At 54.9% G+C, this 15,510-nt stretch carries 16 protein-coding genes and 1 riboswitch; all 16 genes read right to left on the reverse strand.

What is annotated here, in order from left to right; all coding sequences use genetic code 11:
* Window positions 1-36: 36 nt before the first annotated feature.
* The 16 genes from MKY64_RS26555 to hisH all read right to left on the reverse strand — a co-directional run bounded on the left by MKY64_RS26555 (window position 37) and on the right by hisH (window position 15,510).
* Window positions 37-306 (reverse strand): HPr family phosphocarrier protein, encoded by a 270-nt coding sequence (locus MKY64_RS26555; RefSeq protein WP_036690075.1) that lies wholly within the window; start codon window positions 304-306, stop codon window positions 37-39.
* A gap of 97 nt (window positions 307-403) precedes the next feature.
* On the reverse strand, window positions 404-1,333 hold the full coding sequence (gene whiA, locus MKY64_RS26560) for a DNA-binding protein WhiA (RefSeq protein ID WP_036726258.1): 930 nt from the start codon (window positions 1,331-1,333) through the stop codon (window positions 404-406).
* A gap of 18 nt (window positions 1,334-1,351) precedes the next feature.
* A complete protein-coding gene (locus tag MKY64_RS26565; RefSeq protein ID WP_200869550.1) occupies window positions 1,352-2,293 on the reverse strand; it encodes a gluconeogenesis factor YvcK family protein in 942 nt (313 codons plus the stop codon).
* A 57-nt stretch (window positions 2,294-2,350) separates the two neighbouring features.
* Window positions 2,351-3,250 carry an RNase adapter RapZ gene (rapZ, locus tag MKY64_RS26570; protein WP_036690069.1) on the reverse strand — a complete coding sequence of 300 codons (900 nt, stop codon included), beginning with the start codon at window positions 3,248-3,250 and terminating at the stop codon, window positions 2,351-2,353.
* A 45-nt stretch (window positions 3,251-3,295) separates the two neighbouring features.
* On the reverse strand, window positions 3,296-4,246 hold the full coding sequence (locus MKY64_RS26575; protein WP_036690067.1) for an ROK family glucokinase: 951 nt from the start codon (window positions 4,244-4,246) through the stop codon (window positions 3,296-3,298).
* Window positions 4,247-4,447: 201 nt separating this feature from the next.
* Window positions 4,448-5,710, reverse strand: coding sequence for a DUF438 domain-containing protein (locus MKY64_RS26580; protein ID WP_340956850.1), 1,263 nt, complete (start codon window positions 5,708-5,710; stop codon window positions 4,448-4,450).
* Between the two features lie 14 nt (window positions 5,711-5,724).
* Window positions 5,725-5,952 carry a DUF1858 domain-containing protein gene (locus tag MKY64_RS26585; protein WP_036690062.1) on the reverse strand — a complete coding sequence of 76 codons (228 nt, stop codon included), beginning with the start codon at window positions 5,950-5,952 and terminating at the stop codon, window positions 5,725-5,727.
* Between the two features lie 215 nt (window positions 5,953-6,167).
* A complete protein-coding gene (thiC, locus tag MKY64_RS26590) occupies window positions 6,168-7,862 on the reverse strand; it encodes a phosphomethylpyrimidine synthase ThiC (protein WP_445323304.1) in 1,695 nt (564 codons plus the stop codon).
* Between the two features lie 151 nt (window positions 7,863-8,013).
* Window positions 8,014-8,120, reverse strand: a riboswitch (TPP riboswitch).
* Between the two features lie 49 nt (window positions 8,121-8,169).
* On the reverse strand, window positions 8,170-9,123 hold the full coding sequence (gene trxB, locus MKY64_RS26595; protein ID WP_036726252.1) for a thioredoxin-disulfide reductase: 954 nt from the start codon (window positions 9,121-9,123) through the stop codon (window positions 8,170-8,172).
* A gap of 46 nt (window positions 9,124-9,169) precedes the next feature.
* The gene (locus MKY64_RS26600) at window positions 9,170-10,618 is read right to left on the reverse strand and encodes a tetratricopeptide repeat protein (protein WP_339252785.1); all 1,449 of its coding nucleotides are present in this window, start codon (window positions 10,616-10,618) and stop codon (window positions 9,170-9,172) included.
* A gap of 166 nt (window positions 10,619-10,784) precedes the next feature.
* Window positions 10,785-11,732: a ribose-phosphate diphosphokinase gene (locus tag MKY64_RS26605; protein WP_036726251.1), complete on the reverse strand. Its 948-nt coding sequence runs from the start codon at window positions 11,730-11,732 to the stop codon at window positions 10,785-10,787.
* 23 nt (window positions 11,733-11,755) lie between these two features.
* Complete coding sequence (gene hisJ, locus MKY64_RS26610) at window positions 11,756-12,583, reverse strand: histidinol-phosphatase HisJ (RefSeq protein WP_340956853.1); 828 nt, start codon at window positions 12,581-12,583, stop codon at window positions 11,756-11,758.
* Window positions 12,584-12,597: 14 nt separating this feature from the next.
* On the reverse strand, window positions 12,598-13,317 hold the full coding sequence (gene hisIE / locus MKY64_RS26615) for a bifunctional phosphoribosyl-AMP cyclohydrolase/phosphoribosyl-ATP diphosphatase HisIE (protein WP_340956854.1): 720 nt from the start codon (window positions 13,315-13,317) through the stop codon (window positions 12,598-12,600).
* Window positions 13,314-14,072, reverse strand: coding sequence for an imidazole glycerol phosphate synthase subunit HisF (hisF, locus tag MKY64_RS26620; protein ID WP_340956855.1), 759 nt, complete (start codon window positions 14,070-14,072; stop codon window positions 13,314-13,316). Before hisF ends, hisIE begins: the two co-directional genes overlap by 4 nt.
* 25 nt (window positions 14,073-14,097) lie before the next feature.
* Complete coding sequence (gene hisA / locus MKY64_RS26625) at window positions 14,098-14,847, reverse strand: 1-(5-phosphoribosyl)-5-[(5-phosphoribosylamino)methylideneamino]imidazole-4-carboxamide isomerase (protein WP_339252779.1); 750 nt, start codon at window positions 14,845-14,847, stop codon at window positions 14,098-14,100.
* 42 nt (window positions 14,848-14,889) lie between these two features.
* Window positions 14,890-15,510, reverse strand: a complete 621-nt coding sequence (gene hisH / locus MKY64_RS26630; RefSeq protein ID WP_340956858.1) for an imidazole glycerol phosphate synthase subunit HisH — start codon at window positions 15,508-15,510, stop codon at window positions 14,890-14,892.

Raw genomic sequence — 15,510 nt, forward strand, 5'->3', positions numbered from 1 at the left:
AAGCCCCTAAGGGCTTTTGGTTAGACCATGTAGCATTTATTGATTCTCGAGCTCTTCCTTGCTTACCAGACTGGTCAAAGCGGTTACAGCCTGTTCCGCATCTGCACCGTCTGCGCTGATATGAATCTCCGTACCGGAACTGATCGCAAGGCTCATAATGCCCATGATACTCTTGGCGTTCACTTTTTTATCGTCTTTTTCCACGAAAATCTCCGACGAAAACTTATTAGCTTCTTGCACAAACAATGCTGCCGGCCGAGCATGGAGCCCCGTCTTCAACCGAACAACTACCGGGTGCTTTGTCATGAAACGCTTACCCCCTATTTGAGATCTGCCCAAAAATTTCACATTAATTTTATAATATTATATCATTATAACGCATACCGCACTAGAAAAAAAATAATCAGCCGCCGCGGACCTTGTCCGCCAGCTCATCAATTTTGCGCAAACGGTGGTTCACACCCGATTTACTGACCGTGCCGCCCAGCATATCCCCGACTTCCTTGAGGTTAATATCCGGGTGCGCCAGTCTGATCTCGGCCACCTCCCGCAGCTTATCCGGCAAGCTTTCCAGACCCACCTCGCGCTGCAGCAGCTTGATGTTCTCAATCTGGCGTACCGCCGCACTGATCGTCTTGTTCAGATTGGCCGTTTCGCAGTTCACAATCCGGTTGACCGAGTTGCGCATATCGCGCATGATCCGCACATCCTCGAATTTGAACAGCGCCTGATGGGCGCCGATCAGACTGAGGAACTCGATGATCTTCTCGCCTTCCTTGATGTATAGGATGAAGCCTTTTTTGCGTTCTATGCAGCGGGCATTCAGGTGAAATTCACCAGCTAGCTCAACGAGCGCCTTGCAGTGCTCCTCATACATGGAAGCGATTTCCAAGTGGTACGAAGAGCCCTCCGGGTTATTGACCGAACCGCCGGCCATGAAGGCCCCGCGCAGATAGGCACGCTTGCAGCAGTTCTTGCCAACAATCTCCTCATCAATCCCGTCCGTGAAAATAAAGCCCTCAGAGACAATCCGCAGATCCTTCAGGATCTCCTGGACCTGGTTCGGGATTCTTACAATATAGACGTTATTCTTCTTCAAACGCATTTTTTTACGCACGAGTAGCTCGATATGGACCTGGTAATATTTCTTAAGCAAAGAATATACCCGCCTTGCAATCGCGGCGTTCTCCGTCGAAATGTCGAGAACCACCTTTTTGCTCGAAAGCTGCACCGAACCATTCATTCGGATCAGCGCTGACATTTCCGCTTTCTCGCAGCAGGGCTGGCTCTCGACCATCGTCAGCTCTTTTTTGGTAAGGGCCGCAAAAGACAAGGGGCTCACCTCTTTCATTTAACTCTTTCTGTCAATCCAATCCTTCACCAGCTGGAAAATATGGTGACTGAGCTTATCTGTATCATGCCGCAAATAGGTTTTAAATAATACCAGCTTGTCAGCAATCACCTTATACCCGTTGCCGTCCACGGCCTCACGGTCAAGCTGTACCGGACGGGCACCCTTCTCGGCGTATTTGATCTGCACCTGCTCCGGGATCTCCCCGTCATTGACGATCACATAATCGAACAGATGCAGCCCGATATGGTCATATACGGCCTGTAGATGGTCATTAACCGTGTAATTATCCGTCTCACCCGGCTGGGTCATTACATTGCATACAAAAATCTTAATGGCCTCGGAAGCTACCACGGCTTCTGCCAGCTTCGGCACCAGCAGATTCGGCAGAATACTGGTATACAGACTGCCCGGACCGAGCAGAATAGCATCTGCGTTGCGGATAGCCTCCAGCGCCTCCGGCAGCGGCTCCACATCCACCGGCTCCAGAAATACGCGCTTGATGACGCCTCCCGCCTCCGGGATTTTGGATTCACCGGTAATCAGCGTTCCATCCGCCATCTCGGCGTGCAGGATTACCGCCTCTCCGGCCGCAGGCAGCACCCGGCCGCGAACGGCGAACAGCCGGCTAAGCTCCCGGACTGCTGTAACGAAGTCCCCGGAGATGTCAGTCAGTGCAGCCAGAATCAGATTGCCCAGGCTATGCCCGGCTAAGCCTTCTCCGCTGCTGAAGCGGTACTTCATAATCTGTGCCATCAGAGGCTCAACGTCAGCCATAGCCGTAAGTACGTTGCGGATATCCCCGGGCGGCGGCATCTGCAGCTCACTGCGCAGAATCCCGGAGCTTCCCCCGTCATCTGCGACAGTTACGATCGCCGTGATATCCAGCGGCTTCTCCTTCAGCCCCCGGAGCATCACCGAGAGTCCGGTCCCGCCACCCATCACGACGATCTTTGGACGCTGTCCTTGTTCTTCAGCCACTATTCATCCCTTCTCTCATCAATGCCGGTCGCGTTCGGAGTCCCGATGGCTGACTGCCACCGCTTCCGTCTCGCTAACCCCCAGCATTTTGCCCAGGTATTCGGCGATGGCTACCGAACGGTGTTTGCCGCCCGTACAGCCGATGCCGATAATAATCTGGGATTTGCCTTCCTTGCGGTATTGCGGAATAAGGAATTGAAGCATATCCAGCAGCTTGGTCAGGAATTCTTGCGTTTCAGGCCATTTCATTACGTAGTCGTACACCTCGTTGTCTTGGCCTGTCTTGGGCCGCAGCTGATCCACATAGTGCGGATTAGGCAGGAAGCGGACGTCGAACACCAGGTCAGCATCAATCGGAATCCCATACTTGAATCCAAACGAAGTAATGTTAACCGAGAGGGTGCTTTTCCCGAGGTGGGAGAAGCGTGACACTATTTTTTCTTTGAGCTGAACCGGCTTCATGCTGCTGGTATCCAGACACAGGGTAGCTGAATTCTTCAGCTCCTCCAGCATCTGGCGCTCCATGCGGATGCCGTCCAGCGGCATGCCCTTCGGAGCAAGCGGATGATGCCTGCGGCTCTCCTTGTAACGCTGTACAAGCACTGAATCTGTGGCGTCCAGGAAAAGGATCTCACACCCGATCGTTGACTCGTCCTTGATGTAGGCCAGAGACTCCGACAGGGCGGTGAAGAATTCCCGCCCCCGAAGGTCGATGACCAGCGCCACCTTGGCGATTTTACCCTTGGACTGCTCAATCAGCTCAGCGAATTTCGGGATTAGTACAGGCGGAAGATTATCCACGCAGAAGAACCCCAGATCCTCCAGGCTCTGCACGGCAATCGTCTTGCCCGCACCCGACATGCCTGTAATGATAATCAGGGTGGCATGGGCGGGCAGGGTTTGCTCGAGGTCGGTCATTACAGCATCCCTCCCTATGATTAGTATATGAATAATTCCGGTCTTTTAAGAACGCAGCAGCAGGCCTGCCGCACCAATAATACCGGCGTCATTGCCAAGCGCTGCAGGTACAATCGTAACACCGGTCTGCAGAGGGGCAGGCGCCAGCTTGGCGAATACCCGGCGGACTTCATCGAACAGAATATCGCCTGCCTTGGAGACTCCGCCGCCGACGATGAATACTTCAGGGTTCAGGACCGCTGCAACGGAGGCCATTGATTTGCCCAGGTAGAAGGCCGCCCGGTTCACAATCCGCAGCGCAGCTTCATCGCCTGCCTTGGCGGCATCGAATACTTCCTTCGCAGCGATTTTTTCAACGGTGGACAAGGAGGTCCGGTCCCCGCGTGCTACAGCATCGTTCGCCATACGGATAATGCCTGTCGCTGAGGAAACGGTTTCCAAACAGCCCATGTTCCCGCAGCCGCACTGGATCGCTTCCAGATCGGGCACCACGGAGATATGTCCAAGCTCGCCGGCCAGACCGGCAAATCCCTGATACACCTTACCATTAATGATAATACCGCCGCCGACACCCGTACCGAGCGTATAGCAGACACAGTTCTCTATGCCGCGCCCTGCACCGCTCCAGGCTTCGCCCAGTGCAGCCACGTTGGCATCATTGTCTATTTTGACTGGCTTGTTCAGGCGACCCTCCAGAATGGAGCGGATCGGCACATCTCTAAATCCTATGTTGGGCGCAAGGATGATGATACCTTCACGAATATTCGTAAATCCGGCCAGTCCCGCACCGACACCAGCCAGCTGGTCCCAGGAGTACGGAGAGTCCTCCACAATCTGGCGTACATACTTCTCGATATTATCGATGACAGCATCGACGCCATCCGCAGTCCCTGTCGGACCTTCGTAAGTGTGCAGCAGGCTTCCCTCGGCATTACAGATTCCAACCTTAATCGTGGTACCACCTAAATCCACGCCAACGTAGATATGTTCAGACATGTTACAAGCCACCTTTTTCTATGCTAAAATAGTTAATCCTACGTACCCACTATAATAGAACCCTCCCCTGCGGTCAAGGAAAGGCGATACACCCGGGGCAATGGACTTCAGTTCTTATTTGTTAACAAAAAGACTTTCTCACCAGGCAGGCAAGAAAGTCCGTTCATTCTCTTCTATTGTAGGGTGCCAGATACCTTAATGCTATTCGGACAAAATCCGCTTCTGGCCCTCAAGGGCACGGATCGGTGCGATATTCTGGGTGAATTCCAGCGTCCCCATATAACGGCCTCCTGCATCCCGCACGGCGAAATAACGGATATAGATGAATTTATCCTTGATGTTAATCCAGAAATCTTCGGCATCCTTCACTCCGGCTTTGAAATCAGCCAGCAGCTTCTCAACAACATGCACACTTTGCGGCGGATGGCAGTTCTGTACGGTGCGGCCGATAACGGCCTTCGTCCGGGCGAAGATCCGTTCCTTGCCATGCGAGAAGTAGCGGACGACATCGTTCTCGTCGATAAAGGTCAGATCCACCGGCAGATGATTCATCAGCGTCTCGAGCTGGTGTAGCGACAGCAGCCCGGTCTCGAACCGGATGAAGCCCTGCGGGGACAGGCCTTCCCCTTCTTCCGCCGGAACATCAGCACCCTCAGGCTCCGCTGCACGTTCCGGTATCCATTCCTGGTCGGGCGCAGTCAGGCAGAAGCCGATTTCATCGCTTTCGCGGGCGATTTTGACCCACTCATCCTCAGTCAGCTTATCAAGCGCCATCGGGAGCAGAATATTCTCTTCCTTGAAGATCATCTCATTGACTTCCTTAATGATCTCCTCCAGTGCGGCTGTAATCTGCCCGCTGTCTCCGTTATAGGCGCTAAGCGCCTTCTTGGCTTCCTTGATCATATTGCGGATTCCGTCATCCACTCCCCACATTACCTTCGTAGGACCGTATATGCCGTACTTCTCCAGGTAAGGGAAAAGCAGATTCTCCTTGCGGCTGTAGTGCTTGTCGAGATCCAGCAGCAGACTCAGGTCCTCCAGCAGCTTATAGATAATCTCATCGCTGGCGTTCTTCTTGAACTTATCCGCATGCAGCTCCAGCCGGAAGTTGACCAGACGTTCGATCTCCCGGTTCTCCAGCTTGAACGTATGCACGGGATGACCGGGCTGCTCCTCAGGCTTAGAAGAACGGTGGATCTGTTCAATCGAGCCCTTGAAGATTGCCGTATGCACGGAGCAGAGGCGCTGTACTTCCTCTACCGGAATGCCTTCCTCGGTCATCAGAGAGTGCTCCATGGCGGAGATTTCCTCCACCGTAACATCGCCTACCGCTTCTTCAAAACGCGCCTTAACCTCCTCCACGCTTTTGCCCGCATGCAGCTCCTTGATGATCTCTCTCAGCATAGCCTGGCGGCGTGTCTGTTCCGGAATATCGACCTCGCGGTTATTAATCAGTTCGCTCATCACAATCTCTCCTTCTATTCTATAATCTCGAAACCATGCTGCTGAAAGGCCAGCCGAACGGTTTCCAGCTCTATTTTCTTTAATTTCATTCCTTTGGAGAGGGTCATAAATCGTCCTGCAGTCTGCAGCATTCCAGGCTTCGCAATATCACGAAAACCCAGTTCCACCATGATCTCAACAATTTCCGGGTGCCTGGTTACCAGCTCAAAGACCGATTCATCCAGCTTCAACGCTTTGCTCATCCTTTTGCACACCTCACTAATGAGAATTCTTCTCAACACCAGCTTAGCATAGGGTACAGAGGTGAATTGTGATTGTAATCACTAACTACAAAAAGACTATCCCCGCCAGCCATTCAGCTTGTGGGGATAGCCTCAGAATAATACGTTTACGCTGTAATCACGGCCTCTCGGCCATGAACAACGTACCTACATATAGATTAGGTCATGCAGCTAAGTTACAGTGATTGGCTCCATCTATGGGAATTCCGGATATCATGCGAAATCCGCATGCTGCAGAATTTAGGGCCGCACATCGAGCAGAAATGCGCCTGCTTTGCCCCCTCCGCAGGCAGGGTCTCATCATGATACGCCTGCGCCCTTTCCGGGTCCAGGGAGAGATGAAACTGGTCGCGCCAGCGGAACTCGAACCGCGCCTTGGACAGCGCGTTGTCCCGGTCCTGCGCACCCGGATGTCCCTTGGCGAGGTCTGCGGCATGTGCAGCAATTTTGTAGGTAATGACTCCTTCGCGCACATCATTCTTGTCAGGCAGGCCTAAATGCTCCTTAGGTGTAACGTAACACAGCATTGCCGTTCCAAGCCCCCCGATTATCGCTGCCCCGATGGCCGACGTGATGTGATCATAGCCGGGTGCAATATCCGTAGTTAGCGGACCGAGGGTGTAGAAAGGGGCTTCGTGGCAAATCTCAAGCTGCTTGTCCATATTCTCCTTGATCTTGTGCATTGGCACATGGCCCGGACCTTCTACCATAACCTGAACATCGTGCTTCCAGGCAAGCGCCGTCAGCTCTCCCAGCGTCTCCAGCTCGGCGAACTGAGCTTCGTCATTGGCATCAGCGATAGAGCCGGGACGCAGGCCATCCCCCAGCGAGAAGGCCACATCATACGTCTTCATAATCTCACAGATGTCTTCGAAGTGTGTGTACAGGAAGTTCTCCTGCTGATGGGCCAGGCACCAGGCAGCCATAATCGATCCGCCCCGGGATACAATGCCTGTCATTCTCCGGGCAGTGAGCGGAATATAGCGCCGCAGCACCCCGGCATGAATGGTGAAGTAATCCACCCCCTGCTCCGCCTGCTCAATCAGCGTGTCGCGATAGAGCTCCCAGGTTAAATCCTCAGCTATACCGTTCACCTTCTCCAGCGCCTGGTATATGGGCACTGTCCCGACCGGCACAGGAGAATTGCGGATAATCCACTCCCGGGTGGTATGGATCTTAGAGCCGGTGGAGAGATCCATGATGGTATCAGCCCCCCAGCGGGTCGCCCACCGCATCTTCTCCACCTCCTCTTCAATAGAAGAAGTGACCGCCGAATTTCCGATGTTGGCATTGATCTTCACCAGGAAGTTACGGCCGATAATCATCGGCTCACTCTCCGGGTGATTGATATTGGCCGGAATAATAGCACGGCCCGCAGCCACCTCATCCCTAACGAACTCCGGCCGGATATTCTCCCGGATCGCAATATACTCCATTTCCGGTGTGATGATCCCTTGCCTTGCATAATGCAACTGGGTCACATTGCCGCCTGCATAGGCCCGCCTCGGATTCCTGCACAGTCCTGGATAAGCTTCTGCGGCAGCCCCTTCTCTGCGGATTCCGTTATCCTCCGGCCGGACGGCTCTTCCGGTGTACTCCTCCGAATCGCCACGCTCCGCGATCCAGCTTGAACGGTGCGGCGGCAGCCCCCTCCGAATGTCCATCTCCTCCGCGGCATCCGTGTACATACCGCTTGTGTCATAGACACGCAGCGGAGCATTTTCCTCTTCCCCGGCAACGCCTTCGGTTCTGCTGAGGCTGATCTCCCGCATCGGAACCCGGATATCCGGGCGTGAGCCCTCCACATACACTTTACGGCTTGCGGGGAATCCCGAAAGATCCACCTCTTCGTTTTTACCCATTCCTTTCATTTCAATCTCCTCCTCTTCGCTCTGTACACTCATCAGATAAGAGGTCACGCAGCAGATTGAGCTGAAGAATCTATAGATTCCTGCAAGTCAAAAAGCCGCTCCACCTGGAGCGGCTTTATTAAAGGAACAGCCAAATAAGACTGTATTCAAAAAAGGTCCGACTCCACTTTCCTACGCTGGTATGATCCAGATCAGGTTCAAGGGTCCGGAAATTCAATTTTCCCGTCTCAGCCTATTCAGGCTCCCCTAGTGGGTATCTTATCTAATTAAATACATTTTACCTGTATGGGTAATTCTTGTAAACCCGTTATTTGTCTAGCGATTCGCTCCAGTCGTGCACCATCGTGCCTTCCAGGAACTTCTCGGCATCCATAGCGGCCATACAACCGGTTCCCGCTGCCGATATCGCTTGACGGTAACGGGTATCCTGTACATCGCCACAGGCGAATACACCCGGGATGTTGGTCTCGGTGGTACCCGGGTTGACCACAATATAGCCATTCTCATCCGTATTGATCTGCCCGCCCAAGAAGGCTGTGTTCGGTGTGTGTCCAATCGCTACGAACACGCCGTCTGCCTCCACCAATTCTGTCAGACCTGTCTCATTGTTAAGCACCGTAAGGCCCTTCACTCCGGTCTCTCCTACCGTTACTTCAACCGGTGTGCGGTTCAAGGCCCAGGTTACCTTGCTGTTGTCACGCGCCCGGTCCTGCATGATCTTCGAGGCCCGCAGCTCGGGACGGCGGTGAACCAGCGTTACGCTGGATGCAAAGCGGGTCAGGAAGCTGGCTTCCTCCATGGCGGAGTCTCCGCCGCCGACGACGACAATCTTTTTATTACGGAAAAAGAAGCCGTCACAGGTCGCACAGGTGCTGACCCCGCGTCCCACATTCTCCTGCTCGCCCGGAATGCCCAGATATCTTGCAGAGGCCCCGGTTGAAATAATAACCGACTCCGCTTCCAATACACCCATTCCGTCCACTGTTACCTTGAACGGACGCTGTGAGAAGTCCACCGACTCCACCCAGCCATTCTTGAATTCAGCGCCGAAGCGTTCCGCCTGCTTGCGCATATTGTCCATCAGGTCCGGACCCAGAATCCCTTCAGGGAAGCCTGGAAAGTTCTCCACTTCTGTCGTCGTTGTCAGTTGTCCCCCCGGCTGCAAGCCTTCAATGACCAGCGGGCTCAGGTTCGCACGCGCCAGATAAATCGCGGCTGTCAGCCCGGCCGGGCCTGTTCCGATTACAATCGTTTTGTACATTACATTGGCCTCCTTACAAGTAGGTGTTCTTACAACAGCAATTGCTTCAAATACGGGTAGTGGACGGCGATAAGCCGCCGGTTCCGGGCAGCATCCCCTTGGGTCCGGGAGCAGCCGCAGGCTCCTGCTCTTCGCCGGGCGAGCCGCCGGCTTCATTCAGGTTCTCCCCGATCAGCCGCTGAAGGCTGAACAATGCCGCCTCCTGCAGGCGGTCCTCCTGCAGCGGCTCCTGCTCCAGAACTCCGCGCAGTACCTCGGACATCTCCTCGTCCTCAATCCAGCGGAGAGCCTCGGTCACCTGAAGCTTCGTAGCGGAATCGCCGTAGCGCAGCGCCCAGAAGAACGAGGCGCGCAGCAGCGGATTATTCCGCACTTCTTCAGTGAATCTGCCTGTATTGCCCTTCCACTGCTTCAGCTGCTCCTGGAAGGGCAGCTGATAGTTATAGCTGACAGCAGGCATAGGGTGTCCTTCTGCCCGGGCCTGCTGGAGCTGGGACAGGAAGAACGCCGGGACAGCGGAAGCAGGGTCCAGCTTGGCTGCCTGTCTCCAGCAGCGCAGCGCCTCATCATGTTTTCCGCTATTGCTTGCCGCCGCGGCACAGTAATGATACAGCCCGGCGTCTCCGGCGACCTCCTCGTCCTTCAGCAGACGGCGGAAATGGCTGTAAGCGGCAGCGTGCCGGCCCAGGATACCCATGGTTGTAGCCATTTTGAATACATGCTCCTGATGGAACGGCACCGTTGCTTCAAGCATACCGAGCAGCGTTTCAAGCTGTTCCTTATCTCCTGCATACTGCAGGAAGATGGCCATATTGCACAGAGCGTGCAGATTGCCGGGGTCTTGCTTCAGCACCTCATTCAGACATTCCTTCGCCTTGGCGAACCGGCCCATATAGAAATGAGCTAGTGCCAGATTATTATGCGCAGCCAAAAAATCCGGGGTACCCGCAGTGATCTCCTCCAGCAGCTCTACAGCCTGAGGGAACTTCCCCTCCTCCAGCAGACTCCGCGCCCGGTCATGCTCTACGACTCCCTCACGGCTGCGGATACGCACCAGCGGAGCAGGCCGGTTCAGCTCATATTGCAGCAGCTCCATCAGCTCTTCGGATTCGGTCATGAACTCGCCGTTAGCATCCTCTTCCAAGTAAGTGACCAGCGAGCGCTCCGCCTCTTCAAAGCTTTCCATATTGGCGAAGTTATTAGCCATGTAGAAATGGCATTCTGTCATAGCGGGGTCGATTTTCTCCAGAACATGGATAAGAATCTCGTTAGATGCGGTATAATTGCCCATCTCAGATAATATACCCGCCATATTGCAATGATTCACCGGATTATCCGGCTCATATTCAACAGCTTTGCGAAAATTTCTTAATGCCTTATCATATTGAAAGCGGTCCAGCGACCGAACGGCTCTTTCAAAGAAAAAATTGGCATCCAGAGTGACCGGAATGACATTACTGTGCTCCGCGGTATTCTCTGAAGTTCTCTCTATCATGGAAGCAAGGCACCTCCCTTGTTTCAGCTTCCCTAGCCTTACCTGTTCGTTTCCATTTATGGTCTCGGCTGTCTTCTTCACACAGTATACCACATGTGGCAACGAGATTCTCAAGTCTCAGAGAGAGAGCTAACGGGAGGGAAAAGCTCAAAAAAAGACGCGGGAGTTAAATCCCCGCGTCTCTGAACAGCTTATCTATGGAACCGCCCTCGATGATAATACGCGTGGCCTCAGCCAGCATGGGAGCTACCGAGAGCACTGCGAATCTGCTGGAATGCTCGTCCGGCAGGGCAATCGAATCGGTAATGACAATCTCGTCGATATTGGGATGATCCATCCGCTCAAGCGCATCCCCGGAGAACAGTCCGTGCGTAGCACAGACGATACTGTTCCGGGCGCCCCGCTCCTTCAGGCCCTCCACCACATTGACGATCGTGGTTCCGGTATCTATAAGATCCTCTATAATGATTGGCGTCCTGCCTTCCACATCACCAATGACATGCGTAATCACCGATTCATTATGCGCCGGACGCTTCTTAATCATGATGGCGAACGGCGAATCCAGCCGGCTGGCCAGCTTCTCCGCCATGGACGCTCGTCCCGCATCCGGGGAGACCACGACCAGATCGGTAAGCCCCTTCACCTTCAGATAACCGCTAATCAGATCAAGCGCCGTCAGATGATCGACCGGAATATTGAAGAATCCCTGTATGGCTGCGGCATGCAGATCAATCGTAATTACGCGCGTTGCACCGGCGGTGGTCAGCACATCGGCGACCATTTTGGCCGAGATCGGCTCACGTGGTGCGGACTTACGCTCCTGCCGGGCGTACCCGTAATAGGGAACGATAATGTTCACCGTTCTGGCCGATGCGCGCTTGGCGGCATCAATCATGACCAGCAGCTCTACAAACAGCTCGTTAATCGGATGAGCCAGGGATTGCACCAAAAATACGTCGCAGTTCCGGATGCTCTCTTCATAATGCACATAAATCTCGCCGCTTTTGAAACGGGTCAGCTTAATCTGGCCAAGCGGCGCACCAAGGCGCTCCGCAATATCAGCGGCAAGCTTCGGATTCGACGAACCGGAAAAAATCCGTAATTGATGATGCATAGTACCCTCCTGGGATTATAAATTTATACGTTGAACGAAACAGATGTACGGCGGCGTCCTTCAAAGACGGCCAGTTCGCGGAAGCCGGTGCGCCAGAGCATGTCCCGGGCCTCTGTTAAGCCGTCTCCCAGCTTCATGGGATCATGCGCATCAGAGCCAACCGTGAGCGGAATGCCCAGCTCAAGCGCCTGAACAAGCACATGCTCTGCCGGGAACATCTCGGCGCACGGCTTGAACAGCCCGGAAGCGTTCAGCTCCATCGCGATGCCGCTGCGGGCAATGACCTTCAGCGTATCCAGCTCAAGCTTCTTAGCCTCCGCCAGGTCCTCCGGCGTCCGGGGTCCGTAACCGAACCTTTTGATGACGTCCATATGTCCTATAATATCATATAATCCTGTTAACGCCGACTTCTGTACAGCATCATAATAGCGGCGGTATACCGCCATGACATCCTGGCCTTCCCAGCCATGGGTCTGCCGGTGGTCGGTAATATCCCATTCTCCCAGGAAATGCACCGAGCCAATTAGATAATCCCACGGATAGGGTGCCAAAAGCTCGCGGATCTGCTCCTCATATCCCTCAATATAATCCGCCTCCAGCCCGACCCGCAGCTCAATCGTGCCCCGGTAGCGCTCCTTCAGCGTAAGGCATTCCTCCACATATCGCGGAAGCTCCGCAAGAGGCATAGCCATCTCGGGATAGTAGTGGTCCGGGTCGACATGGATCAGCGGCAGATGATCCGACAGCCCAAGCTGCTCAAGTCCCAGAGCGATGCCCCGCTGCACATACTCCTCCAGCTTTCCGACCGCATGTCCACAGCGTTCATGATGGGTATGATAATCGATGTGCATGCAGAAAGTTCCTCCTAATCCCGCCGCGGGCGTTCATGGCGGGCGCTCAGCTCTTCCAGAATCTCATCCAGCGGAAGCTTGCGCTCCTGCAGCAGCACCAGTAGGTGATAGATCAGATCGCTGACCTCCAGGCGCAGCTCGGCATTATCTTTGTTTTTGGCGGCAATGATCGTCTCGGAGGCTTCCTCACCGACCTTCTTCAGGATCTTGTCCACGCCCTTGTCGAACAGATAGGTCGTATACGCCCCCTCAGGACGGTTCACCTCACGCTCGGCAATCACACGCTCCAGCTCCCCGAGTACCGCAAACCGGCCGCTCTCTGCTTCAGCAGCGTTCACGGCAGTCCCGGCAGTGTCAGTTACGGTTGCCGGTGAATCGAGCGGAATCTCGCGGAAGAAGCAGCTGTTCTCCCCGGTATGGCAGGCCGGACCCTCCGGCACTACCTTCACCAGCAGCGTATCGCTGTCACAGTCGTAATGGATCGAGGTGATCGCCTGCGTATTGCCGGACGTCCCCCCCTTATGCCACAGCTCGCTGCGTGAACGGCTCCAGAACCAGGTCTGGCCGCTCGCAAGTGAGCGCTGCAGCGACTCAGGATTCATATAGGCGAACATTAATACCTCCAGGGTGCGCGCATCCTGAATGACTGCAGGCAGCAGGCCGGATTCATTCCAGCGGATGCCGGACACTGCCTCCTGCTGGCTTAGTGCGATATCCTTCTTGTCCTCGCTCATCGGATCTCTACTCCTCTTTGCTTCAGATCAGCCTTCAGATCATGAATAGCAATCTCTTTATAGTGAAAAATGGTTGCCGCAAGTCCGGCATCTGCCCGGCCTTCCGTAAATACATCATAGAAATGCTCAATTCTCCCGGCCCCGCCGGAAGCAATCACAGGTATACTCAGCAGGTCACTTACTGCCGCCGTCAGCTTCAGGTCGAAGCCGTCCTTGGTCCCGTCCGCGTCCATACTTGTAAGCAGAATCTCGCCGGCCCCCAGCCGCTCCGCTTCCTTGGCCCAGTTCAAGGCCCGGATACCGGTGGGCGTACGTCCGCCGTGCGTATACACTTCCCATTCGCCCCAAGCCTCATTATATTTGGCATCCATCGCCACTACAATGCACTGGGAGCCGAAGTGACGGGCTCCTTCCAGAATCAGCCTGGGGTTATTTACAGCGGCCGTGTTAATCCCGATCTTGTCCGCTCCGGCACGCAGAATCCGCTTCATATCATCAGGGGTCGAGATGCCCCCGCCCACCGTGAAGGGAATAGCAATCTCACCCGCCGTCTGCCGCACCACTTCAATCATGGTCGCCCTGCCTTCCACAGAAGCGGAAATATCGAGGAATACCAGCTCATCCGCTCCCTCGCGGTCGTACAGCGCCGCAAGCTCCACCGGATCTCCGGCATCGCGCAGATTCACAAAATTCACGCCTTTTACCACACGCCCGTCCTTCACATCCAGACAGGGAATAATCCGTTTCGCCAACATGCCAAGACCCCTCCTTAGTATAGACTTACCGCAATCCGGAGGATTGGCCCAGGGTCTGCAGCGCTTCACCCAGATTAATATTGCCGGTATACAGCGCCTTGCCCACAATCGCCCCGCCGATTCCGCTGCCGCTATGTACGTTCAGGCGCTGCAGATCATTAAGGCTGGTCACGCCGCCGGAAGCGATTACGCTGCGGCCGCTTGCTTTAGCCATAGAGAGAATGCCTTCCACGTTCGGCCCCTGCATCATCCCGTCACGGGAGATATCGGTATAGATGAAGGTCTCGGCACCTTTGGCGGCCAGCTCTCTGGCCAGATCTTCCGCGCGGACCTCAGATGTATTAAGCCAGCCGTGCGTAGCCACATAGCCGTTGCGGGCATCGATGCCGATGGCAACTTTGTCACCGTATTTGGCAAGAACCGCTTCTGTAAAAGCCTGATCATTAATGGCTGCCGTTCCGATAATCACCCGGCTAACGCCAAGGCCCAGCAGCTTCTCGACATCGGCAAGAGTACGGAGACCTCCGCCGACCTGTACAGGAACATTCGCATGCTTAGCAATAGTTCCAATGATGGCATCATTCACGGGGCAGCCTGCTTTGGCTCCGTCCAGATCCACCAGATGGATATACTGCCCGCCCTGCTCTTCCCATGACTTAGCTACCTCTACCGGACTGTCGTTATAGATCGTCTCTTGGGCATAATCACCCTGCTGCAGCCGGACACACTTGCCGTCCCGGATATCAATCGCCGGATATAGGATAAAAGAAGACATGAATACTCCCCGCTTTCATTGCAAATTAGTGATTCAGGCAGGCTAAGCCTGCTGTGCCTGGAGCCTCAGGAAATTACCCAGCAGCTTGACGCCAAGCTCCCCGCTCTTCTCCGGGTGGAACTGCATACCGTAGACATTGCCGCGGCCCACAATAGCCGTTACCGGATGTCCATAGTCTGTGACGGCCAGCAGATCGCTGTCCGCCGCGAGTGCATGATAGGAGTGCACGAAGTACACATGCCCCTCCGTCAGGCCGGCCAGCAGCGGACTCTCCGGCTGGCGGAAGCTCAGCCTGTTCCAGCCCATATGCGGCACCTTGTAGCCGTCCCGGGGGGCGAAGCGCACCACTGCGCCGGGCAGAAGCCCCAGCCCCTTATGCTCGCCATGCTCCTCGCTGCTGCGCAGCAGCAGCTGCATTCCGAGGCAGATGCCCAGCACCGGCTGGCCCGCTGACGCTGCGGCCCGGACGACATCATCCATTCCGCTCTCCCGTAAGTGCTCCATCGCATCGCCAAAGGCACCGACTCCCGGCAGAATGACACTGTCTGCCGCCAGGATCTCGGCGGCATCCGAGGTTACAAGACTCGTATACCCCAGCCGCTCTACGGCCTTGCTGACACTGTGCAGGTTGCCCATGCCGTAATCGACGATTGCAACGGCCAT

The sequence above is a fragment of the Paenibacillus sp. FSL R7-0210 genome, assembly GCF_038009085.1.
Taxonomy (GTDB): domain Bacteria; phylum Bacillota; class Bacilli; order Paenibacillales; family Paenibacillaceae; genus Paenibacillus_AQ; species Paenibacillus_AQ silagei.